Below are 21,463 nucleotides of genomic sequence, written 5' to 3'. Positions count from 1 at the left end.
TAGCTTGCCTTACATAATTTATAAACAACAGATACCTTTGGATTTCAGATCTTTTAATTTACACGACGACGTACTGACTGGTATTGAATCGATGGGCTATAACTCCCCTACTCCTATACAGGAACAGGCAATACCACTTATACTAGAGCAAAACGACATGATTGCGTGTGCTCAAACCGGTACGGGCAAAACAGCCGCTTACCTGTTGCCACTGATTGACCATATCTCTCACGCAAATTATAACCACACCAGTACACTTATTCTGGTGCCTACCCGTGAGCTGGCCAAGCAGATTGATGAGCAGGTAGAAGGCTTTGGTTACTTTGCCTCTGTTAGCTCTATTGCCATTTACGGGGGTAACAAAGGCGATGAGTGGGAGCAGCAAAAAAGAGCCCTGACTACTGGTGCCGATATTATTATTGCGACACCTGGCCGCCTGCTGTCGCACATGGCCTTAGGCTATGTAAAGCTTAACCAGCTAAACCATTTGGTACTAGATGAGGCTGATAAAATGCTTGACATGGGCTTTATGGATGATTTGTTAAAGATAGTAAAGCAACTGCCTGCCCAGCGCCAGACGCTGATGTTTTCGGCTACCATGCCCCGTAAAATCAGAGAGCTTACGAAACAGATCTTACGTAATCCCGCGGAAATTAATCTGGCTATTTCAAAACCGGCCGAAGGTATAGATCAGCGCCTTTACCTGACCTACGACAACCAGAAACTGCCTCTGCTGGAGCATCTGTTGCAAGAACTGGAAGTACAAAGCATGATTATATTTACCTCCCGCAAGTCTAACGTAACTCCAATTGTACGCTCATTGCGCAAAATGGGCTACGAAGCTGATGGAATTCAGTCGGATATGACACAGGATGATCGAGAAAAGGCGCTACAGGGTTTTAAAAACAAGCAATACCAGATATTAGTGGCTACAGACATATTGTCAAGAGGTATTGATATAGACAGCTTAAGCCATGTGGTAAACTTTGATATGCCTCAGGATGCAGAAGACTATGTGCATCGTGTTGGCCGTACAGCCCGTGCTGCTTCCACAGGTATGGCGCTTACTTTTGTAAACGAGAAAGACATGTACCGGGTACGCAGAGTAGAGCAACTGATAGAGCGGGAACTGCCTAAGCTACCTTTACCAGAAGATATTGGTCCTGGTCCGGCCTATGACCCAGGTAAACGGGACAATGACAGAGGCAAAGGAGGCAGAAAAAGCAACGGTAACCGCTCTGGAGGAAACAGACGCAGAAGTGACAAACCTACAGAAGCAGGAGCACCACGCAGCGATGACAGAAACAAACCTCCAAGAAAGAAAAATAATGCTCCCCGCCCTGAAGGTGCACAGGCTCCTCGTGCACCTCGTGCAGAAGGCCAGCAAGCACAGGGAGAAAAAAGTAAAAGCAACAACCGCAACAGGAACCGGAACAGAAACAAGAATAATAGTACTACCCCAAAACCTCAGGCTGACAATCAGCAAGGTACCCAGGGCTAATTTAACAACGAAAGACACTATACCAACAAAAAGCCCTCCGATATCAGAGGGCTCTTTAGAATATATATTAAGTTAATGTAGCTTCTGTTACAGGCCAAATGCATAAGCCAGTCTTAAGCCAAAAAAGTTACTGGCTTTTCCTCCATCATAGAACTTGCTGTTGCTTTCGAAGCGAACACCCGCATCTATAAAGCTTTTATCTCCAAGGTGAAACAGGTAACCAACCTGAGGAGCATATACAAAGGCTGCAGCGTTATCAGCATCCAAGTCTGAATTATTCGTAAGGAAAGTTGCCCCTGCTTCGCCTTGCACATAGAAATTACCAACCGGGAAAAACTTTAAGCCAGCTTTTGCCGGAATCAGATTTAAGTCGGAGCCATCTCCGCTGGCAAAAACATTATTATATCCAGTGTTTATAGTTACATACAGGTCGTTGTTGATAACAGGAATGTCAGCCTGTACTGAACCACCTAAGTTGAAGTCATAAGCATCTGCAAGTTTCCCTACAGCAACTCCAACTTCTGGCCCTACGCTCAGGCGAACACCAGTCCCACGAGAATCAACAGTTTGTGCTTTTACAGCAAAAGAAGAACCTATTAAAGCTAGAGCCAACGCCCCAATTCTGAATAACTTTTTCATTTTTGTAGTTTAAATATGTTATAATAAGTTTTATTTATATGGCCAGGAATAAACAAACATTACCTGTAGATGCTGCTTTAAGAGCATTAAACTTGGTTTATGCGGCTACCTCCTTAGCTCATTTGTTGATACAAATGTCTAAAAAAGCAGGCGTATGACAGGTGTGACTTTAAGACATTGTATAGTAAATCCGGGACATTGCTCTAAAACAGTGTACAGCTATAAGGCCCCAAGCATAAAAAAACCGGTGAAGTGTTCACCGGCTTTTCAATTCTAGAATAGGAGCTGCATACATTTCTAGCTGACAACACTGCTGTAGTGCGCGTGGTAATCTACAGCTGACAGGTTTCGATACTGCAGTGGTGTATGCTCACTAAACCGATGAAAGAACTTTATAAAGCTAGAAGGTTCTTCAAAGCCTAATTCATAAGCAATTTCTTTTACAGATAAACTTGTATGGTGCAGCAAGCGGCGGGCCTCCAGCATAATCCGGTAGTCGATAAGCTGCCGGGCTGTTTTACCGGAGGCTTCTTTACAAATGCGGTTTAGTTGTTTTGTGCTAAGGTTTACTCTTTCTGCATAAGACTCCACATCTTTCACTTCTTTAAAGTCCTGGTGCATCAGTTGCAGAAACTCTTCATAGCGAGAGTCCAGGTGCTTCAGTTCAGGAGTAGTAGCTGCCGATAGTCGTTTAAACTCTGTCAGCAGTATAGCCAGATAGGCATTCACAGCTGTGTCTTTCCATGCTTCCTGACTTTGCAACTCTGTGTGCAGCAAGTTAAATATCTGATCTAGCTTGCGCTGGCTCTCTAGCGGAATATCGAGGCTTTGCACCTGTAACTGGCTATAAAGCAAATCAACTAAGTTACTGCCATAATCAGCCAGGTAATCCAGATGAATAAGAAGAGTCCAGCCTTCTAAGGTTGTTTCCTGCTGTGTGTCCAGGTGGTGAATGGCATTGGGAGCAACAAAGAACATACGCCCCGGCTGAATGTCCTGCGTTGTAAAATCCACTGTAAAGGTGCCACTGCCTTGCTTTAACCATTTCACCACAAATATATCGTGTTGCCCGAATGGCAGTACCAGTCGCTCCGACAGATCAGCATTAAAATAAAGTACCTGCACAGGCTCCTGCTTGTTTAGGGCAGCACATGTTTCTGTAGCTTGTGCAGTGCTAGTAACAATCATATCATTCAGTTCTTATAAATTCTAGTTGCAGGCAGCTAAAAATATACCATACTATATATAAACCATCATTATACAGTAAATGGCAGTATACCCTCACAATATAGTTCAGGATATCAGTAGCTTATATGTTTCAAAAAAGATTACTCTTGCCATAATGGCACTGACACAAAAGTTTCGTGTTGCATATTTTTTCATTAATAAGATAAGCCTCCTATCTTTAAGCTAAAGCTTACACTACACCAATAACAGCTAACCAATAGAAATGAGAGCATTACTTTTGATTGATATCCAAAACGATTTCTTACCAGATGGCGCTTTGGCAGTACCTGAAGGAGACCAGATTATACCAGTTGTAAACAAGCTGCAGGAAGAGTTTAACCTTGTTGTAGCAACGCAGGACTGGCACCCGCCGCAGCATAAAAGTTTTGCCTCTAACCATGCGGGCAAAAATGTTTTTGAGACAATTGACCTGCATGGGCTAGAACAAGTGCTTTGGCCAGACCATTGCATACAGGAAACTGAGGGAGCCAACTTTACTAAAGACCTGAAAGCAAACAAAATTGAGGCTATTTTCAGAAAAGGCACTAACCCGGAGATAGACAGCTACAGTGGTTTTTATGACAACGGACATTTAAAATCTACCGGACTGGCAGATTACCTGCGGGGGAAACAGGTAACGCAACTGTATCTGGTAGGGCTGGCAGGAGATTACTGCGTGTATTTTTCGGCCAAGGATGCCATACAGGAGGGTTTTGAGGTTTTCCTGATTGAAGATGCCATTCGATCGTTAAGTGCTGATGACTTCAAAAAAGTAAAGGAGGACATCACAAGTATGGGAGGCAAAGTTATTCAAAGTGGTTCTATCCTTAAAACAAAAAACACTAACTAAATACTTTACCGGAGGCAGACAAGCAGATATTGCAGCTGAGGCTAGCAATAGTTAATTGCAAAAGGAGCAGCTTTGATGCTGCTCCTTTTGCAATTGATACCTCTTAAATTTAAACACGAAGCAATTAGTAAGCACTGGCTTTCGTTAGCTTTTCGATAGCTGTACTGTCTAACTTCAGTTCTGCGGCTTTAACAAGCGCATCCAGTTGCTCTAGTTTAGTTGCACTGGCTATAGGGGCAGTTATGCTTGGGCGGGCCATCAGCCAGGCCAATGAAACACTGGCCGGAGTGCTATTGTGCTGTTTCGCCACTTCATCAAGCGCCTGCAATATATGGTTGCCTCGGTCATCCAAATATTTCTTCACTGCCTGGCCACGCTGGCTTTTAGACAGGTCATCTTCTGATCTGTATTTACCAGTAAGGAAACCGCTGGCCAAAGAGAAATAGCTTATAACGCCAAGGCCATATTCATTGCAAACAGGTTCTATATCTTTCTCATACCCTTCTCTGTCGTACAGGTTGTATTCTGGCTGGAAAGTTTCGTAGCGAGGTAAACTACTTTTTGCACTGGCTTCCAAAGATTCCCGTAACCTTTCTGGGCTAAAGTTGGATGCTCCAATCGCTCTTACTTTACCCTCCTTAATTAATTCTCCGTACGCTTCGAGTGTTTCCTCAACAGGTGTTTCAGGGTCATCGTAGTGCGACTGGTACAGGTCTATGTAATCTGTTTGCAATCGCTTTAAAGATGCCTCTACAGCTTGCTTAATATAGCTTTTAGAGAGACCTTTCATTCCCTCTCCCATTTCGCTGCCTACTTTTGTCGCAATAATTACTTTATCTCGGTTGCTGCGTTGCTTCAGCCATTTGCCAATAATAGCTTCAGAATCACCACCGTTATTTCCAGATGCCCATCGGGAGTACACATCTGCGGTGTCGATGCAGTTAAAGTCAGCATCTAAAAAGGCATCCAAGAGTTTGAACGATGTTTCTTCATTAATAGTCCACCCAAACACATTGCCACCAAATACCAAAGGAGCTATCTCTAATTCTGAATTGCCAAGTTGTCTTTTTTTCATAGAAATCATTCTTTAATGTTTATACATTAATTTACGAAAATAAACTGTGCTGGATTAACTAAACTAGACACTGGCTAGATTCTCTTACTGTTAAAGCTTTCAAGACAATAAGAACAATGTTAAACTCTAAAATTATTGACGCATTTTCCATAAGTTCTTGTACCTACAGTTTATCCAGCGATACCACACCTATTGTTTAGAACTCAATAGCTTTGCCCTCTTCTCCCGCCGCATTACTGTAAACCTAAAAAAACCAGCTCCAAAAGCTATTCAGCATGCTTTTGGAGCTGGTTTTCCTCAATCTTTCTTTCTCCTACAATACCTGCCCGAGACCAAAGAAGAGCACAAATAGTAGTGTAGTAATAGCCATCTGCTTCAGGTATGGATCCAGTTCTTTGGATGTTTGTTTGCGCCAGACGTTTATGCCATTGATAAAAAGCAGTGGAATGACCAGCACGAACAGGAACTGCAACCAGTTATGGAAGTTTAGCAGTACATAGAAAAAAGCGCTAAATACACCACTGCACAATAAAAGCACATGATAAACTCGAGCCCATTTCGGACCGATACGCACTGGTATAGAATGCTTTCCTGCCAGCAAATCAGAATTAATATCCCGAATGTTGTTTACATTAAGCACAGCTGTTGCAAAAAAGCCACAAATAAGGGCAGGCAGTATAACCACACCGCTTAGTGCTTGTGCCTGCAGAAAATAAGTGCCTAACACACCTACCAATCCGAAGAAAACAAATACCGAAGCATCACCCAAACCAGCATAACCGTATGGATTGGAACCTGCCGTGTAATTGACAGCTGCCCAGATACAGGCAAGCCCAATCAGCAGGAACAGTAAAGCCAGCAGGAGCCCCTCTGTACCGAAAGACACCCACAACAGCAGTAAACCAGACAATAAAGAGAGCAGACCAAACAAAGTCATCCCTTTTTTCATGTGCTCTGCTTTTATATGCCCTGCCTGCACAGCTCGCATTGGACCTTCGCGGTGGACGCTGTCAGCACCATGTACCGAGTCGCCATAGTCATTGGCTAGGTTCGAGAGGATTTGCAGAAATAAGGTAGTAAGCACACAAAGGCCTACAATAGCTGCATCGAAAACACCGTTAGCTGCCGCCATAAAACCGCCCATACCTATACAGGAAAGAGCCAACGGCAATGTACGTGGCCTAAAAGCCGAAATCCAAGCTTTTACTAAGCCTGGACTTTGGGTAGATGATTGTTGAGATATATTATTCAATTATTACTTGACAAAACGTGTCTTAAAATAAGGCGCAAGCATTTGCTTAAGCCTGAATTTACTTTTGAATAGCTGCTAACAGCTCTTTATCCATTGGTTTTACTTTAGATGGGTAAAACGCTACTACCTTACCATTTTCATCTATCAGAAACTTGCTGAAGTTCCAGCTTGGCTTGTCGTGGTTTGGTGAGTTTTGCTCCAACCAGGTGTACAATGGGTGACGGTCATCTCCCAGCACAGATATTTTCTCAAACATCTGGAATTCTACGCCATAGTTCTTTTGGCAGAAAGAAGCGATTTCTTTGTTAGAGCCAGGCTCCTGCCCTCCAAAGTTATTAGCCGGAAAACCAAGCACAACTACTTTGTCCCCATACTTTTCGTGTAGCTCCTCCAGGTCGGCATACTGTGGCGTAAAACCACATTCAGAGGCTGTATTTACCAACAGTACTTTTTTGCCTTTGTACTTTGAGAAATCGATCTCCTTGCCATCCAGAGAAACCATTTTGAAATCATAAAAGCTGCTTTGTTCCTGTGCATCAGGTTGCGTTACTTCGGTTGTCATAGTTTTTTCGTTTATAGTGGTACTATTTGATTGCTTACAGGCGGCGCCAGCTATTGCTGCACCCAGTACGACTGACAAAACCAACTTTTTCATTTTATTAACACATTATGTGATATACACAGAAATACAGACTACAACAGCTAACAAATCACTTTAGGTTATGTTCAAAAAAATAACCCTTTTGATCACTTAAAGATAAATGACCAATAAAAGCTTACATGCGCTCAGGCACATTAATGCCTAATAACCCCATACTTTCACGTATCAATCGGGCTACCATAGCTGAAAGGGCAATCCTGAAGTTACGTGCCTGCTCATCTGTCTCATTAAAGATAGATATTTCTTGGTAGAAACGGTTATAAGCTTTAGCCAATTCGTAAGCATAGTTACCGATTACCGATGGGGCATATAAGTTACCGGCTTCTTTTACTACTTCCGGATAATTTACCAGTTGCACAATAACCTCCTGTTCCGCCTCATGTAAATTAGCCACCCCTTCAAATGATGTAGCTTCTGCTACTATGCCCATTTCTGATGCTTTACGGAGAATGGCCGCTATACGGGCATGTGTATATTGGATAAAAGGTCCTGTATTGCCACGGAAGTCAATAGACTCCTGCGGGTTAAACAACATGCGTTTCTTTGGGTCTACTTTCAGCAGGAAGTACTTCAGGGCGCCTAAAGCCAAGGTATGGTATAGCTCCTGTGCCTGCTCAGGCGTAAAACCTTCAATCTTGCCCAGCTCTTCTGTCTGCTGACGCGCCGTATCAATCATTTCCTGCACCAGTTCGTCGGCATCTACTACAGTACCTTCCCTGGATTTCATTTTTCCTGAAGGAAGATCTACCATACCGTAAGACAGGTGATAAATGCCTTCGGCATAAGACTTCCCTAATTTCTTTAGTGTCGCCTTTAATACCTGAAAATGATAGTTCTGCTCATCTGCCACCACATACACCGATTCATCATACGGAAAGTCGTTGTACTTTAGCTCTGCCGTACCCAAGTCCTGCGTAATATACACAGAAGTACCATCGGCACGAAGCAGCAGTTTCTCATCCAGTCCCTCGTCTGCCAGGTCTACCCAAACAGAACCATTCTCTTTTCTGAAGAAGACCTCTTTCTGCAGCCCCTCCTCTACACGCTCTTTACCAAGCATGTAAGTACCAGATTCATAGTAAAACTTATCAAAGTCAACACCAATATTGCGGTAAGTTTGATCAAAGCCAGCGTACACCCAGCTGTTCATCAGCTTCCACAGTTCTACAGTTTGCTCGTCTCCTGCCTCCCACTTCTTCAGCATTTCCTGGGCTTCCAACATAAGAGGTGCTTTTTTCTTCGCTTCCTCTTTATCCATGCCTTGTGCCACCAGTTCATCTATCTGCTCTTTATAAGCCTTATCGAACAACACATAGTATTTTCCTACCAAATGGTCGCCCTTAATGCCACTGCTTTCTGGTGTTTCGCCATTTCCCTGCTTCTGGTAAGCAAGCATCGACTTACAAATATGAATGCCCCGGTCGTTCACCAGGTTCACTTTCATCACATTATGGCCATTCGCTTTCAGAATCTCAGCTACAGAATACCCCAAAAAGTTGTTACGCAAGTGCCCTAGGTGTAGGGGTTTGTTTGTATTTGGCGAAGAATACTCCACCATTATATTGCGCCCACTTGGTTCAGCCTGCCCGTAAGCCCGGTTCTGCATTAGCTCTTTAAAAAGCCTCAGCCACTCTGCCTCTTTCACTTCCAGGTTCAGAAAGCCTTTCACCACGTTAAAGTCTTTTACTTCCGGTGCATGCTCTTTCAGATACTCGCCCAGTGCCTGCCCGATTTGCTCCGGTCCTTTGCCAAGCTGTTTGGTGTAAGGAAAAGTTACAAAAGTAAAAGAGCCGGCAAACTCCTTGCGCGTTGGCTGTAGGCTTATCTGCGAAGCATCAACAGAAAGGTTAAACAACGTTTGCAGCGCTTGGCTGATGCTCTGACTAATAGCGTTTTGAAGTTGCATTAAATTGTAGCTATACTTTTAGATTCTCGGTATAAAATTGCATCCGTGGCCGCCTCCAGTATATCGAAAGCATTTTCTGCCATGGTGTTTTCAGTATCTAAGGTAGGGTTAATCTCGGTCATCTCATAACACACCACACGAGGGTCCTGCAACAGGTAAAAGCACAGGCGCTTTGCCTGGTCTACCGTAAGGCCCGTTTCTACGGGTGTACCTGTTCCTTTAGAAAACTTAGGATCCAGGCTGTCTACGTCAAAGGAAACGTATATGATATCGCACTCCTTCAGAATGTCCAAAGCCTCCACTGCCACCTGCTGAGCTCCCTTTTGGTTTAGCTCACTGTGCGTAAAGTTTTTGAGGCCATGCTTTTTCATGATGAACTCCTCCGGCTCTTCCGTATCGCGCACTACCACATATACCAGGTGCTCTGGTTTCAGTTTTGGTCCGTCAAAGCCGAGCTTCTTAAGGGAGTTCCAGTAAAAGAGCGTTTCCGGAGCCGGGTCGTTTATCTGGCGCTCAAGGTTGTCCAGGTTCAGTGCCATGCCCAGCGGCATACCATGCACGTTACCCGATGGCGATGTATAAGGAGAATGTATATCAGCATGCGCATCTATCCATATTACCCCCAGTGTTTTATCAGGATATGCTTTTTTTATGCCAGCAATAGTGCCATGTGCATTAGAATGATCACCTGACAGTACCAACGGGAACATTCCTAGCCCAATTGTTTGTTCAACATTATTGCTGATATTCTTATGTACAGTGTAGATGTTGTCAATGCGATGGGCATTCGGGAATAAATCTTTATCAAATAAAGTGTAGTTGAGATCAGGTACAATGGCAGCGTTGAAACGCTTGAAATAATCTGAGCCTTTATCAAGGCAGGCTACTCTGAGCGCATCTATTCCCATACCGGCTCCTCGTGTTCCGGCTCCTAACTCTGATCTAACTTCTATCAGTCTAACTTTTTTCATCTTTTAATATTTTGCCCTTTTCAATATGGAACGTATCAGCAATGTACTTTAACCCCGAAAAAGTGGGTTCTTAGAACAGTTACAGAATGGTTTCACATTTAATCTGAACAAAGTTTTTGCAAAGATGGTAAATAACACTCAATATTGCATGTTTTCTTAATTCCACAACATTTAGAATGGATAAATATACGGATCTAATCCACCAGACATTTGATTTCCCAACAGATGAGTTTCAGGTAGAAAACAATGAGTTACTGTTCAACGGCATTCCGTTGATGGACATCATTAAAAAATACGGTACTCCTCTTAAATTAACATACCTCCCCAAGATCAGTTCTCAGATTCAGAAAGCCAAGCTCATCTTTAAGGAGAGCATAGAGAAGCTGAATTATAACGGGACCTATACTTATTGCTATTGCACAAAGGCATCGCATTTTTCTTTTGTGATGGAAGAGGCCCTAAAGAACGATATTCATATTGAAACGTCTTCAGGTTACGACATACAGATTGTGCGTGCATTGCATGCAAAAGGCAAAATAGATAAGAATATCTATATTATCTGCAATGGCTTTAAGCGTGAACGTTATCGTGAATGGATCTCAGACCTGATAAATGATGGCTTCGTAAACTGTATGCCTATACTCGACCACCTAGGTGAGATAGAGTATTATAAGGAGAATGTGCATGTAAAAACGAAATTAGGAATTCGCCTGGCTGCAGACGAAGAGCCAAAGTTTGAGTTTTACACCTCTCGCCTCGGTGTGCGTTACAACGATGTGATTGACCTTTATGAGCAACAGATAAAGAACGACCCGAAGTTTGAGCTGAAGATGCTCCACTATTTTATCAATACAGGTATAAAAGACACCTCCTACTATTGGTCAGAACTTAGCCGCTTTATACGTAAGTATTGCGAACTGAAGAGGCATTGTCCGGAACTTGACACAGTAGATATAGGAGGTGGTTTCCCTATCAAAACATCTATCCAGGCTGACTATGACTACCGGTATATGACAGAAGAGATTCTGCGTACTTTCAAGCGTATCTGCGCAGAAGAAGGAGTGCCGGAGCCAAACATCTTTTCTGAGTTTGGAATTTTTACAGTAGGTGAAAGTGCTGCGAATATTTACTCTATTCTGGACGAAAAACTGCAGAACGACAAGGAGCTGTGGTACATGATAGATGGTTCTTTTATAACCAACTTACCAGATGCTTGGGCACTAAACCAGCGCTGGCCACTATTGGCAGTAAACCATTGGGACAAAGAGTACCGCAAAATACAATTAGGCGGCATGACCTGCGACAGCCAGGACTATTATAATTCTGAGATGCACTCGTTCCAGGTATTCTTGCCAAAGATACCAAAGAAAGAGCCTTTATATATTGGTTTCTTCCATACCGGGGCTTACCAGGAGCAGTTAAGTGGATATGGCGGAATTAAACACTGCTTAATTCCATCTCCACAACATATATTGGTAGACCGTGATGAAAATGGTGAAATAAAAACATGGCAGTTCGCGCCGGAGCAAACTCCTGAGTCTATGTTAAAAATACTTGGTTACCAAATATAACATAGCGGTAACGAACTTTTTATGGATATTTTGCTTTTAGAGTTATTATACTATTTTTGAAGCTTAATACCCCCAAAACAATACCATCATGAAGAAAATACTAATTTTAAGTGCAATCATCCTAGGGTTAGGCACAACCTCCTGCAAGACATATTGCCCTGCTTACAACTATGCTAAGCAAGATAATGGGGTAAAGGCCAAAGTACCAGCTCCAGCCACTTCTTTAGAACAAGTGAAAAGCTAACATAACTGCATGTTGTACAAAATAAACAAATAAGCCGGCCTGTTAAGCCGGTTTTTTTGTTTCTGAAAGTACAACATGCGCAGCCTCCCACAGGTCTTTTACCTGCCGGTCGTGTTTGCAAGGCGCATGGTATTCCCCTACCAATATGGTCTTCACACCGGCTTTCTTGCCAGCTTCCATGTCTCGCAACGCATCCCCTACCATCCAGGAAACAGCAGGGTCAATGTTATATTTTGCAATAGCACGTTCCAGCATTAAACTATCCGGCTTACGGGAGAGTGATGCAGAAACTGTATGATGGCCGGGTGCATAGTATATAGCATCTATTATAGACCCGCAGCTATCCTGCAGTTTCTGGTGGCAAGCCATGGTATCCCGTTTGGTATATAATCCTTTAGCGATACCTCCCTGGTTTGTAACTACAATAAGCAAAAAGCCATTCTCTTTCAGCAACCCCAACGCTTCACGAACTCCTGGTAATACTTCAAAGTCCTCTAATCTGTAAGTATAATCACCACGTTCACGGTTCAGTACGCCATCACGATCTAAGAAAACACACTTTTGCTTTTGCATGGGCTAGGTTAAGTTGAAGCACAAATTTAAAGATTTATTTATTCTGAAAAGGTTACGCAAAAGAAGAGAAGAAGAGTTAGTACACAGTAGCAATCGCTAGCACTCTTATGGCTTTAGGCTTTTTTATACCTGACCTTACATTTACAAACCTCATGGGACTTGTACTGGAAAACAGTAGCTCTTCTTACCTCGTCTGCACTGAACAAATTCACCCGCCAAAATGGCTTGCTCACAAAATTAATTTAGCCTGAACTTAGCCCTCAATAGCTGATTTGCTATATTTGAGGCATGAAAGATGCGCTTGTGATTATCCCTACCTATAACGAACGGGAAAATATAGAAGCTATGGTAAGGAAGGTGATGTCGCTGAGCCATCCGTTTGAGCTATTAATTATAGACGATGGGTCTCCTGACGGCACCGCAGATATTGTGCGCATGCTGCAACAGGAGTTTCCAAACCGGCTGCACCTGGAAACACGCCAGGGCAAACTAGGCTTGGGAACTGCTTATATTCACGGTTTTAAGTACGCCCTGCGTAATGGCTACGAGTACATCTTTGAAATGGACTGTGACTTTTCTCACAACCCTGATGACCTTATCCGATTGTATGACGCCTGTGCTGTTGATGGTTATGACTTGGCCATTGGTAGCCGTTATGTGCAAGGGGTAAACGTGGTAAACTGGCCTATGAGTCGTGTACTTATGTCGTGGTTTGCCAGTTTATACGTGCAGATGATAACCGATATGCCTATAGCAGACACAACAGCTGGCTTCAAATGTTATCGTCGCAGGGTGTTAGAGACTATCCAGTTAAATAATATCCGTTTTGTAGGCTATGCCTTCCAGATTGAGATGAAGTTTCTGACCTATAAATACGGCTTTAAGATTAAAGAAGTACCCATTATTTTCACAGACCGAACAAGAGGACAATCCAAAATGTCTTCCAGTATTTTTAAGGAAGCTGTCTTTGGCGTGCTTCAAATGAAGATCAGCAGCTTCTTTCGTCATTTTGATCGCTATTAAACTGCCTGCTGTATTAGTTTTAGTCCTTGCTGTACCAGCTTTCCAGTAAAGCACTAATTAATTACAGTTAGCGCTAGTACATCTGTCACACTTTCGCTATAACTTTACATTCCACTTTATTCAGCATTTTAAGCTGGTTTTTTATGAATGATATCATCTTCTGGATAATATTTAATGGCTTTGTGCTGTTGCTGCTGGGGCTCGATTTATTCGTTTTTCATCGTAAGGAGCATGAGGTAAAAATAAAGGAAGCACTCCTGACCAGTTTATTCTGGATTGTGCTCTCTCTCCTGTTCAATGTTGTTATTTACTATTGGCGAGGCCAGCAGCCTGCAGTAGAATTTCTTACGGCCTATCTCATAGAGAAGTCTTTGAGCGTAGATAACCTCTTTGTTTTTATCCTTATCTTCAACTACTTTAAGGTACCACTCAAGTTTCAGCATAATATCCTGTTCTGGGGCGTGATAGGGGCGCTGGTGTTACGTGCACTGTTTATATTAGTAGGAGTTACCCTGATTGCTAAATTCCACTTTATCATTTACATATTAGGAGCCTTTTTAGTATACACAGGTATAAAAATGGCTTTTACTTCTGATGAGGACGTAGACCCAGGCAACAACCCTCTGGTAAACTGGGCCAGCAAGCACCTGCGTATTAGCCGGTCAAATGCCGACGGTAAATTCTTTATCAAAGAGAATGGAAAACTGTTTGCAACACCTCTCTTCCTGGTGTTACTGATGGTGGAAAGTACTGACGTGGTGTTTGCCGCAGACTCCATTCCTGCTATACTGGCTATTTCCAAAGATCCTTTTATAGTGTATACTTCCAATGTGTTTGCCTTACTGGGGCTCAGAGCATTATATTTTGCCCTGGCAGGTATTATGCAGCTTTTCCATTACCTGCACTATGGCCTTTCGCTTATCCTGATGTTTATCGGTGCCAAGCTCTTACTGAGCGACATCTATCATATTGATATGCATTATGCCCTTATCGTGGTTGGGTCTATTCTCGCGCTATCTGTTATTGTTTCCCTCCTCTTTCCAAAGAAAGAGAACGATTTACCTCCGCCACCCTCTGATCTTATCTAAAGAAGTAGCAACAAATAGCAACTATTCAACAATACAACCTTTGCAACCTCATTTTCACAACATTTTAATGCTTATTATAAAAAAATATAAAATTATGTTGCTGTAATTAGTATCAAGAAAAAGGTTTTACTATATTTACACATCTTAATAAGAAGAACACCATGTTATTCGTCAATACACAGGCATTTAATCTCAAATCTATTTGCGCACCTGCGGGGCCGCTATAGGGTTATGCTTGGCATTTGATAAAATAATGAAAAGATAACACCTGGAAAGCCCCGCCACAAGCGGGGCTTTTTTACTTTTAACCGTATAAAACAATGAGTAACTCCTAGAAATCATGAATGCAAACACACCTAACATGAAGCCGGGTCACCGCAAAAGCGTGCTTGCTAAAACTACTAAATATCCTGTAGTGATAGCAGGCCCATGTAGTGCTGAAAGTGAAGAGCAGATGTTAAAAACTGCCTTTGGTCTTAAGAAGCTACAGGGTGTATCCATTTTCAGGGCCGGTATCTGGAAGCCCCGCACACGCCTGGGTAGTTTTCAGGGGGTAGGTACCATTGGTTTAGAGTGGCTTAAAACCGTGAAGCAGGAAACAGGCCTGCTCACGACATGCGAAGTGGCCAATGCGAGTCATGTAGCCGAAGCTCTAAAGCATGGTGTGGATGTGTTAATGATTGGAGCTCACACGACTGTTAATGCTTTTCTGGTACAGGAAATAGCTGACTCACTACGAGGAGTTGATGTGCCTGTGTTGGTTAAGAACCCTGTTCACCTGGACCTGCCACTTTGGGCTGGAGCCATTGAGCGGTTTTACCACAGTGGCATCCGTGACTTGGGTGCCATACACAGAGGTTTCTCTACACTGGACAATGCCCCTTACCGTAACCACCCTAAGTGGGACCAGGCAATAGAACTGAAAGATATGCTGCCCGATGTGCCTATGTTTTGTGACCCTAGCCATATTGCCGGTAAGCGTAGTTTACTGCGCCCGGTTAGCCAGCGTGCTGTAGATTTAGGATATGATGGCTTAATGATAGAAGCCCACTATAACCCGGCGAAGGCACTAAGCGACCCTCAGCACCAGTTAATGCCGCAGGAACTCGGAATATTATTGCAAGTACTAAATATTGATGGCATTGATGCTGATGGCACCCGAAAAAGAGTACAGTTGGAAGAGTTGCGTAAAGAGATCGAGCACTTGGATGACGAGTTGCTGGATTTATTAGCCCGACGTTCTAAAATGTCTTCGAAAATAGGCAAGCTAAAGAAAGCAAATGTTGGAGATGCGCCACAAATTGTTCAGTGGGATCAGGTTCTGGAAGGCTTGCTTTCACAAGCAAGCGACGCTGGCATAGACAAAGAGTTCGTGCAGACTGTTTTTCAGGAAGTAAGGAAACACTATGCGCAAACCTACCTTTATAAGGCTTGAAATTAAGCTGCACTAAAATGCCCGGTTGGTTCTATTATCAGACAGGCATTTTAGTATAGCTAATTGTTATATTAAGAAGCCCATTTTTGAAAACATACCGCCACCTCCCTTCTTTAAATTTTAAATCTACTGCGGCCTCTTCACACCTCTCAGTACACGTATGCATTCAAGGTAAACTAACTATTTCTCATTACTATCGTTAGTAATTATCTGATTAATTGATGGATCGTGTTACAACAATTAAATGTGGCAAAACAGGCAGTTAGGAGATATCTGTAAAAAAAGAGCACTTTTTATTTGGTAGTAAAATTATCAATTACTAAGTTTAGAACATCATAATAAGAACGACATGATTTCACGCAACGCATTTTACTTTAGCTTTTACTTTTTTGGTACCCACAGGGGCTCCAAAGGAACGGCTATTGCGTTGTAAAAACATAAAGCTTAACCTTAGAAGCCCCGCCCAAAGCGGGGCTTTTTGTTTTATATGGCTAAAATGGCAAAAGAACTTAAAATTGCGATTCAGGGAGGACCTGCTTCTTTCCACGACACGGCAGCCCGTCAGTACTTTGCACAAGACGAGGTAGAGATACTGCCATGTACTTCTTTCGCGCAACTGTGCGACACCCTGCAACAAGGTACCGCCGATTTTGCCGTAATGGCCATAGAAAACGCGCTGGCTGGAAGTATACTTACCAACTATAACTTATTGCAGCAGCACGACTTCAGCATTATTGGGGAGATCTGGCTGGCAATAGACCAAAACCTGATAGCACTTCCAGGCCAGCAGCTACATGAAATTGAAACTGTTTCCTCTCATCCGGTTGCCTTATTGCAGTGCGGCGACTTTTTAAAGAAGCATAACCACATACTGCCCAAGGAGGCGAGCGACACTGCAGAAAGCGTACGTGTTATAAGAGAGGGAAACCAGACAGGAGCAGCCGCCATTGCCAGTAAGCAGGCTGCACTACTCTACAGAATGGATATTCTGCAGGAAAACATAGCAGATCGAAAGGATAACTATACACGTTTCCTGGTGCTTTCAAAAGAGCCTAAGCAAAAAATTAACAACGCACCCGATAAGGCCTCCCTTATACTACAGTTACCCATGCTAGGGAATGCTTTAGGTGCTGTAGTAAACAGTTTACATACACATCAGTTACATGTTTCGCAGATACAGTCAATTCCGGCGCTCCCTGGCAATACGAATCAAAATGTAGCGATAGACATAGAGAGTGCCGACACACATAAGCTACAGGTAGCTGTAAACGAGCTTCGCCCTCTGGTGCTGGACCTGAAGTTACTTGGCCTGTATCAAACAGCTCTGAATCCGGTTCAGTTAGAGCAACAAGCAAGCATGGCAGCCACTATCAACAGCCTTAACCTTAACTAAACAGTCATGATTATACCTAAAGCCGAGCGACTGAGCCATGTGCAGGAGTATTACTTCGCTAAAAAGCTGGCAGAAGTAAGTGCTCTGAACGCTAAAGGCAAAAATGTTATCAACCTCGGAATAGGAAGCCCGGATATGCCTCCTTCGCCTGCTACGATTGATGCGATGACATCGTCTGCAGCACAAAACGCAGGACATGGCTATCAGCCATATCGTTCATTACCAGCGCTCCGGCAAGCTATAGCCGATTGGTATACCTCCACTTTTCATGTAAATCTTAACCCGGACACAGAAGTACTTCCATTAATGGGTTCTAAAGAAGGTATTTTTCATATCTCTATGGCTTTTCTTAATCCTGGTGATAAAGTATTGGTACCTAATCCTGGTTATCCTGCCTATGCCACCACTGCACGCCTTGCAGGTGCTGAGCCAGTTTACTACACCCTTAGCGAAGAAAACAACTGGTTACCAGATATGGAGCAGTTAGAAGATCTGGCAAGCCAGGGAGTAAAGCTGATGTGGATAAACTACCCACACATGCCAACAGGCGTACAAGCTACGAAGGAGGCTTTAGAGCAACTTTCAAAACTAGCCCGTAAATACAAGTTCCTGTTAATAAATGATAATCCTTACAGCCTCGTACTGCCAACAGCGGCTCCACGAAGCCTACTCACTGTTCCTGATGCGATGGATTGCTGCCTGGAGTTAAACTCTCTTAGTAAGTCGCATAACATGGCTGGCTGGCGGGTAGGCATGTTATTAGGCCGTCAGGATTACATCAGTACTGTACTTGCCGTGAAAAGCAACATAGACTCTGGCATGTTCCAGGCTTTACAGCATGCCGCTATTGAGGCACTACATAACCCGGACGAATGGCACCAGCAGCGCAACCAGGAATATGCGAAGCGGAGGCAACTGGTGCACAAGCTACTGGATATTTTAGAGTGCAACTACCAGAAAGACAGCGTTGGCATGTTTGTATGGGCTAAAGTACCAGAGCATGTTTCTGATGTAGAAGTTTACTTGGATGAACTGCTTTACGAAGCAGGCGTTTTTTTAACTCCAGGAAAAGTTTTTGGTACCCAGGGGGAACGCTTTTTAAGAGTATCGCTTTGTGTATCTGTGCCTCAGATAGAAGAATCAATAAAAAGAATAAAACAACACACCTTAAATACAGTAAGCCATGAGCTCAAATAACTCTAACCTAAAATTAGTCGCAAAAACAAAAATTCTAAACGGAGGCCCACTCCCAACTGTTATTGCAGGCCCCTGTAGCGCTGAAAGTGAAGAACAAATGCTACAGACAGCTCGCGAACTGAAAAAAGACCCAAGAGTAAGTATATTCAGAGCCGGGGTTTGGAAACCACGTACGCGCCCAGGCATGTTCGAAGGTTATGGAACAGCTGCGTTGGAATGGCTTAAAACTGTGAAGCAGGAAACAGGCTTGCAAACTGCCGTTGAGGTAGCAAACACAAGCCATGTGGAAGAAGCGTTAAAATATGGTGTTGATATTCTTTGGGTTGGTGCCCGCACTACTGTAAACCCATTCTCTGTACAGGAAATTGCAGACGCTCTGAAAGGAGTTGACATACCAGTAATGGTGAAGAACCCTGTAAACCCTGACCTGCAACTGTGGTTAGGGGCCTTAGAGCGTTTAAATCAGGCAGGTATAACTGATTTGGCTTTGATACATAGGGGATTCTCTACTCCGAACAATAAACCTTACCGTAACCACCCTAAATGGGAAACCATTCAGCAAATCCGCAGCCTTGCACCGGGTGTACCTTTATTGTGCGACCCAAGCCACATTGCCGGCCGCAGAGATTTATTACAAACTGTTTGCCAGCAGGCACTCCATTTAGGTACAGATGGTCTGATGATAGAGACCCACATTAACCCTGATGTTGCGTTAAGTGATGCCTCACAACAGGTTACACCAGAAAACTTAAATAAGCTCCTTACGGTTCTGGACCTGGATTCAGTGCATGAGGCAAACCCAGAGCAGCTACAGGATCTGCGCAGCCTGATTGATAAACTTGACAATGAGCTAATCAATATTCTGTTTCTTCGTTCTGATGTTTCCAAACGAATTGGTGAGTACAAACGTGCTAACGCCCTGGATATTTACCAGGCTGGCCGCTGGAACCAAGTGGTAGAGAACAGGTTAAAGGTTGCTATTGAAACTGGTCTTGATGAAGGTTTTGTAAAGGCAATCTTCGATGCTATACACCAGCATTCTATGGGCATTCAGAATGAAGTAATGAGTTCGGCTCCGTCTATGCAGAAAGTAGAAGAATAAGATATGCTCACTTTTATATAAAGTTAAAAGGTGCAGATGATCCATTTATCTGCACCTTTTTAGCTTAAAAATTGTGAGGGAGCTGTACAAGGATCAAAAACCTGGAAAATGTTTTTATAAAAAGGCACAGTTTTGTTCATTAGGTTGTTACTTAGCAGTATTAATCATTCAACTTAGATTTACATGAGGACTCCCATCAGTCGTTTGCGCATCGTTGGCATTTATGAAGGTATTTCTTATCTCCTTCTTCTTGGTATAGGCATGCCCCTAAAGTATATGGCAGGCATGCCAGAAGTAGTAAAGTATATGGGTTGGGCACACGGTATACTCTTTATCCTATACATTGTAGCATTGCTACAGGCAACTTTAGCACTTCGCTGGTCAATTAGTAAAGCGGCGGCTGGTGTAATTGCATCTCTACTCCCGTTTGGCCCGTTTATATTAGATGCTCGCCTGCTAAAAGCGGAAGAGGTTAAACTACAGCAAAATAACGTAGCCCTGAAGCAGTCTGCTTAGTAATAACAGAAAGATACAAGTACTTTAATCCCTTTTCTGAAGAAGAAATGCTTTGATAAGCAAAACAGGAGCAAGAAGAATTGGAATTACCGACCCTTCTTGCTCCTGTTTCCTTTTATGCGCTTTTTTATTCTGATTATAAAGCCAATCCTTAATCAACTAAGCACTGGGCCTACTCCCCTTTTACCTCAACACCCGCTTTACGGGCCATTGACTGGGCTATCATACTGGCTGCCAAAAGCTGCAAAGCATGGTACACCATTATAGGCAGTAAGATGATACCGACAATATTGGCATCAGGAAACAAGACTTTAGACATAACAGTACCATGCACCAGAGACTTCTTTGAGCCACAGAACACAGCGGTTTTCTTATCCTCCCGGTTAAACCCCATCAGGCGACTGATTAATGTTATAAGGCTGTACATTAAGAAGAACAGACCAACCATGCATGCGCCTAAAAGTGTTAAATCAACCCAACTGTAGCTGCTGAACATATCACGCGCAAAAGACTCACAGAAAGAGGTATAGACAATAATGAGAATGATGCTCTGGTCAAAGTAGCGTAGCCGTTTACGATTTTGCTCAGCAAAGTCTCCCCAACGGCTGTTAAGCAGTATTCCCAGCACGACAGGTAAAAGCACCTGCAGTATCAGTTTACCTAATACCTGCCAGATATTAAACTCTTCCACACTTGCTGTCAGGAACAGCCCCATCCACAACGGAGTTATAAAAATGCCTAATATACTGGAAACACTTGCATTAAAAATAGCAGCAGGTATGTTTCCTCCTGCTATAGACACCATTACCACAGATGACGAAACTGTAGACGGTAAGGCTGCCACATAAAAAGCGCCTAACCACAGCATCTCGGCACTGCTACCCTTAAAATAAGCATGAAGCGGCAGCACAAGCAATGGAAAAAGGACAAAAGTGCTTAATTGAACTACTGTATGTAATTTCCAGCTACTCAAGCCAACGCGCAGTTTTTCGGGGCTTAGACGCAATCCGTAAAAGAAAAAAATAAGCGATAAGCCATAGTTGGCAATATCGCCTAACGATAAAGGCGCTCTGTCAATACCTATGCTCGGCCACAGGTAAGCCAGCCCTATCATACCTATCAATGCCAGCAGAAACCAATCTAAACTTGCCCGGGCTGCCAGCGCGCCAATACGCGGAACAAGTCCTACAGCTTTTCTTACTTCCTGTTCTTGTAGTTCATTCTTCATTTATGATGCAG

The 21,463-nt window shown here is 43.2% G+C and carries 20 protein-coding genes; 11 read left to right on the top strand and 9 right to left on the bottom strand.

What is annotated here, in order from left to right:
* Positions 1 to 91: 91 nt before the first annotated feature.
* Positions 92 to 1,501, top strand: coding sequence for a DEAD/DEAH box helicase (locus LN995_RS06895; RefSeq protein WP_229960047.1), 1,410 nt, complete (start codon positions 92 to 94; stop codon positions 1,499 to 1,501).
* 87 nt (positions 1,502 to 1,588) lie between these two features.
* Here LN995_RS06895 and LN995_RS06890 read toward each other — a convergent pair whose 3' ends face one another.
* Both LN995_RS06890 and LN995_RS06885 read right to left on the bottom strand, forming a co-directional pair.
* Entirely contained in the window at positions 1,589 to 2,140 is a 552-nt protein-coding gene (locus tag LN995_RS06890; protein ID WP_229959731.1) for a hypothetical protein, read from the bottom strand.
* A 297-nt stretch (positions 2,141 to 2,437) separates the two neighbouring features.
* A complete protein-coding gene (locus LN995_RS06885; protein WP_229959729.1) occupies positions 2,438 to 3,328 on the bottom strand; it encodes an AraC family transcriptional regulator in 891 nt (296 codons plus the stop codon).
* A gap of 262 nt (positions 3,329 to 3,590) precedes the next feature.
* On the opposite strand from LN995_RS06885, the gene pncA reads away from it, so the two are divergent.
* Positions 3,591 to 4,217 (top strand): bifunctional nicotinamidase/pyrazinamidase, encoded by a 627-nt coding sequence (gene pncA, locus LN995_RS06880; protein ID WP_229959727.1) that lies wholly within the window; start codon positions 3,591 to 3,593, stop codon positions 4,215 to 4,217.
* A gap of 124 nt (positions 4,218 to 4,341) precedes the next feature.
* On the opposite strand, the gene LN995_RS06875 is transcribed toward pncA, so the two are convergent.
* The 5 genes from LN995_RS06875 to rocF all read right to left on the bottom strand — a co-directional run bounded on the left by LN995_RS06875 (position 4,342) and on the right by rocF (position 10,082).
* Positions 4,342 to 5,292, bottom strand: coding sequence for an aldo/keto reductase (locus LN995_RS06875; RefSeq protein ID WP_229959725.1), 951 nt, complete (start codon positions 5,290 to 5,292; stop codon positions 4,342 to 4,344).
* Between the two features lie 313 nt (positions 5,293 to 5,605).
* Positions 5,606 to 6,544: a 1,4-dihydroxy-2-naphthoate polyprenyltransferase gene (locus LN995_RS06870; RefSeq protein WP_229959723.1), complete on the bottom strand. Its 939-nt coding sequence runs from the start codon at positions 6,542 to 6,544 to the stop codon at positions 5,606 to 5,608.
* Between the two features lie 58 nt (positions 6,545 to 6,602).
* Positions 6,603 to 7,106: a glutathione peroxidase gene (locus LN995_RS06865; RefSeq protein WP_229959721.1), complete on the bottom strand. Its 504-nt coding sequence runs from the start codon at positions 7,104 to 7,106 to the stop codon at positions 6,603 to 6,605.
* Positions 7,107 to 7,320: 214 nt separating this feature from the next.
* Positions 7,321 to 9,111, bottom strand: a complete 1,791-nt coding sequence (argS, locus tag LN995_RS06860) for an arginine--tRNA ligase (RefSeq protein ID WP_229959719.1) — start codon at positions 9,109 to 9,111, stop codon at positions 7,321 to 7,323.
* Entirely contained in the window at positions 9,111 to 10,082 is a 972-nt protein-coding gene (gene rocF / locus LN995_RS06855) for an arginase (RefSeq protein ID WP_229959717.1), read from the bottom strand. Before rocF ends, argS begins: the two co-directional genes overlap by 1 nt.
* Positions 10,083 to 10,258: 176 nt before the next feature.
* Here rocF and LN995_RS06850 point away from each other — a divergent pair, with 176 nt between their 5' ends.
* Positions 10,259 to 11,653, top strand: a complete 1,395-nt coding sequence (locus LN995_RS06850; protein WP_229959715.1) for a type III PLP-dependent enzyme domain-containing protein — start codon at positions 10,259 to 10,261, stop codon at positions 11,651 to 11,653.
* Positions 11,654 to 11,741: 88 nt separating this feature from the next.
* Positions 11,742 to 11,897, top strand: a complete 156-nt coding sequence (locus LN995_RS06845) for a hypothetical protein (RefSeq protein ID WP_229959712.1) — start codon at positions 11,742 to 11,744, stop codon at positions 11,895 to 11,897.
* A gap of 42 nt (positions 11,898 to 11,939) precedes the next feature.
* Here LN995_RS06845 and LN995_RS06840 read toward each other — a convergent pair whose 3' ends face one another.
* Entirely contained in the window at positions 11,940 to 12,470 is a 531-nt protein-coding gene (locus LN995_RS06840; RefSeq protein WP_229959710.1) for a D-glycero-alpha-D-manno-heptose-1,7-bisphosphate 7-phosphatase, read from the bottom strand.
* Between the two features lie 288 nt (positions 12,471 to 12,758).
* Between LN995_RS06840 and LN995_RS06835 the strand changes: the two genes are divergently transcribed.
* The 7 genes from LN995_RS06835 (at position 12,759) to LN995_RS06805 (ending at position 20,224) form a co-directional block, all read left to right on the top strand.
* Complete coding sequence (locus LN995_RS06835) at positions 12,759 to 13,493, top strand: polyprenol monophosphomannose synthase (RefSeq protein ID WP_229959708.1); 735 nt, start codon at positions 12,759 to 12,761, stop codon at positions 13,491 to 13,493.
* Positions 13,494 to 13,636: 143 nt separating this feature from the next.
* Positions 13,637 to 14,581: a TerC family protein gene (locus tag LN995_RS06830; RefSeq protein ID WP_229959706.1), complete on the top strand. Its 945-nt coding sequence runs from the start codon at positions 13,637 to 13,639 to the stop codon at positions 14,579 to 14,581.
* 340 nt (positions 14,582 to 14,921) lie between these two features.
* Positions 14,922 to 16,016 (top strand): chorismate mutase, encoded by a 1,095-nt coding sequence (locus tag LN995_RS06825; RefSeq protein ID WP_229959704.1) that lies wholly within the window; start codon positions 14,922 to 14,924, stop codon positions 16,014 to 16,016.
* A gap of 496 nt (positions 16,017 to 16,512) precedes the next feature.
* Positions 16,513 to 17,409 (top strand): prephenate dehydratase, encoded by an 897-nt coding sequence (locus tag LN995_RS06820; protein ID WP_229959702.1) that lies wholly within the window; start codon positions 16,513 to 16,515, stop codon positions 17,407 to 17,409.
* 6 nt (positions 17,410 to 17,415) lie between these two features.
* Positions 17,416 to 18,606, top strand: coding sequence for a pyridoxal phosphate-dependent aminotransferase (locus LN995_RS06815; protein WP_229959700.1), 1,191 nt, complete (start codon positions 17,416 to 17,418; stop codon positions 18,604 to 18,606).
* Positions 18,593 to 19,708, top strand: coding sequence for a chorismate mutase (locus LN995_RS06810; protein WP_229959698.1), 1,116 nt, complete (start codon positions 18,593 to 18,595; stop codon positions 19,706 to 19,708). The genes LN995_RS06815 and LN995_RS06810 overlap by 14 nt, the downstream gene beginning before the upstream one ends.
* Before the next feature lie 183 nt (positions 19,709 to 19,891).
* Entirely contained in the window at positions 19,892 to 20,224 is a 333-nt protein-coding gene (locus tag LN995_RS06805; protein ID WP_229959696.1) for a DUF3817 domain-containing protein, read from the top strand.
* Positions 20,225 to 20,396: 172 nt separating this feature from the next.
* Here the strand turns inward: LN995_RS06805 and LN995_RS06800 are convergent, their stop codons facing one another.
* A complete protein-coding gene (locus LN995_RS06800; RefSeq protein ID WP_262910429.1) occupies positions 20,397 to 21,452 on the bottom strand; it encodes a bile acid:sodium symporter family protein in 1,056 nt (351 codons plus the stop codon).
* Between the last annotated feature and the right edge of the window lie 11 nt (positions 21,453 to 21,463).

This window comes from Pontibacter silvestris (assembly GCF_020907275.1).
Classification (GTDB): Bacteria; Bacteroidota; Bacteroidia; order Cytophagales; family Hymenobacteraceae; genus Pontibacter; species Pontibacter silvestris.
The sequence above is the reverse complement of the archived record's forward strand: the minus strand, read 5'-3'. Positions and strand labels throughout refer to the sequence as shown.

Excerpts from the sequence above, each read along its gene's own strand:
- LN995_RS06895 (WP_229960047.1), top strand. The coding sequence starts at position 92 with ATGGGCTATAACTCCCCTACTCCTATACAGGAACAGGCAATACCACTT.
- LN995_RS06890 (WP_229959731.1), bottom strand. The coding sequence starts at position 2,140 with ATGAAAAAGTTATTCAGAATTGGGGCGTTGGCTCTAGCTTTAATAGGT.
- LN995_RS06885 (WP_229959729.1), bottom strand. The coding sequence starts at position 3,328 with ATGATTGTTACTAGCACTGCACAAGCTACAGAAACATGTGCTGCCCTA.
- pncA (WP_229959727.1), top strand. The coding sequence starts at position 3,591 with ATGAGAGCATTACTTTTGATTGATATCCAAAACGATTTCTTACCAGAT.
- LN995_RS06875 (WP_229959725.1), bottom strand. The coding sequence starts at position 5,292 with ATGAAAAAAAGACAACTTGGCAATTCAGAATTAGAGATAGCTCCTTTG.
- LN995_RS06865 (WP_229959721.1), bottom strand. The coding sequence starts at position 7,106 with ATGACAACCGAAGTAACGCAACCTGATGCACAGGAACAAAGCAGCTTT.
- argS (WP_229959719.1), bottom strand. The coding sequence starts at position 9,111 with ATGCAACTTCAAAACGCTATTAGTCAGAGCATCAGCCAAGCGCTGCAA.
- rocF (WP_229959717.1), bottom strand. The coding sequence starts at position 10,082 with ATGAAAAAAGTTAGACTGATAGAAGTTAGATCAGAGTTAGGAGCCGGA.
- LN995_RS06850 (WP_229959715.1), top strand. The coding sequence starts at position 10,259 with ATGGATAAATATACGGATCTAATCCACCAGACATTTGATTTCCCAACA.
- LN995_RS06845 (WP_229959712.1), top strand. The coding sequence starts at position 11,742 with ATGAAGAAAATACTAATTTTAAGTGCAATCATCCTAGGGTTAGGCACA.
- LN995_RS06840 (WP_229959710.1), bottom strand. The coding sequence starts at position 12,470 with ATGCAAAAGCAAAAGTGTGTTTTCTTAGATCGTGATGGCGTACTGAAC.
- LN995_RS06835 (WP_229959708.1), top strand. The coding sequence starts at position 12,759 with ATGAAAGATGCGCTTGTGATTATCCCTACCTATAACGAACGGGAAAAT.
- LN995_RS06830 (WP_229959706.1), top strand. The coding sequence starts at position 13,637 with ATGAATGATATCATCTTCTGGATAATATTTAATGGCTTTGTGCTGTTG.
- LN995_RS06825 (WP_229959704.1), top strand. The coding sequence starts at position 14,922 with ATGAATGCAAACACACCTAACATGAAGCCGGGTCACCGCAAAAGCGTG.
- LN995_RS06820 (WP_229959702.1), top strand. The coding sequence starts at position 16,513 with ATGGCAAAAGAACTTAAAATTGCGATTCAGGGAGGACCTGCTTCTTTC.
- LN995_RS06815 (WP_229959700.1), top strand. The coding sequence starts at position 17,416 with ATGATTATACCTAAAGCCGAGCGACTGAGCCATGTGCAGGAGTATTAC.
- LN995_RS06810 (WP_229959698.1), top strand. The coding sequence starts at position 18,593 with ATGAGCTCAAATAACTCTAACCTAAAATTAGTCGCAAAAACAAAAATT.
- LN995_RS06805 (WP_229959696.1), top strand. The coding sequence starts at position 19,892 with ATGAGGACTCCCATCAGTCGTTTGCGCATCGTTGGCATTTATGAAGGT.
- LN995_RS06800 (WP_262910429.1), bottom strand. The coding sequence starts at position 21,452 with ATGAAGAATGAACTACAAGAACAGGAAGTAAGAAAAGCTGTAGGACTT.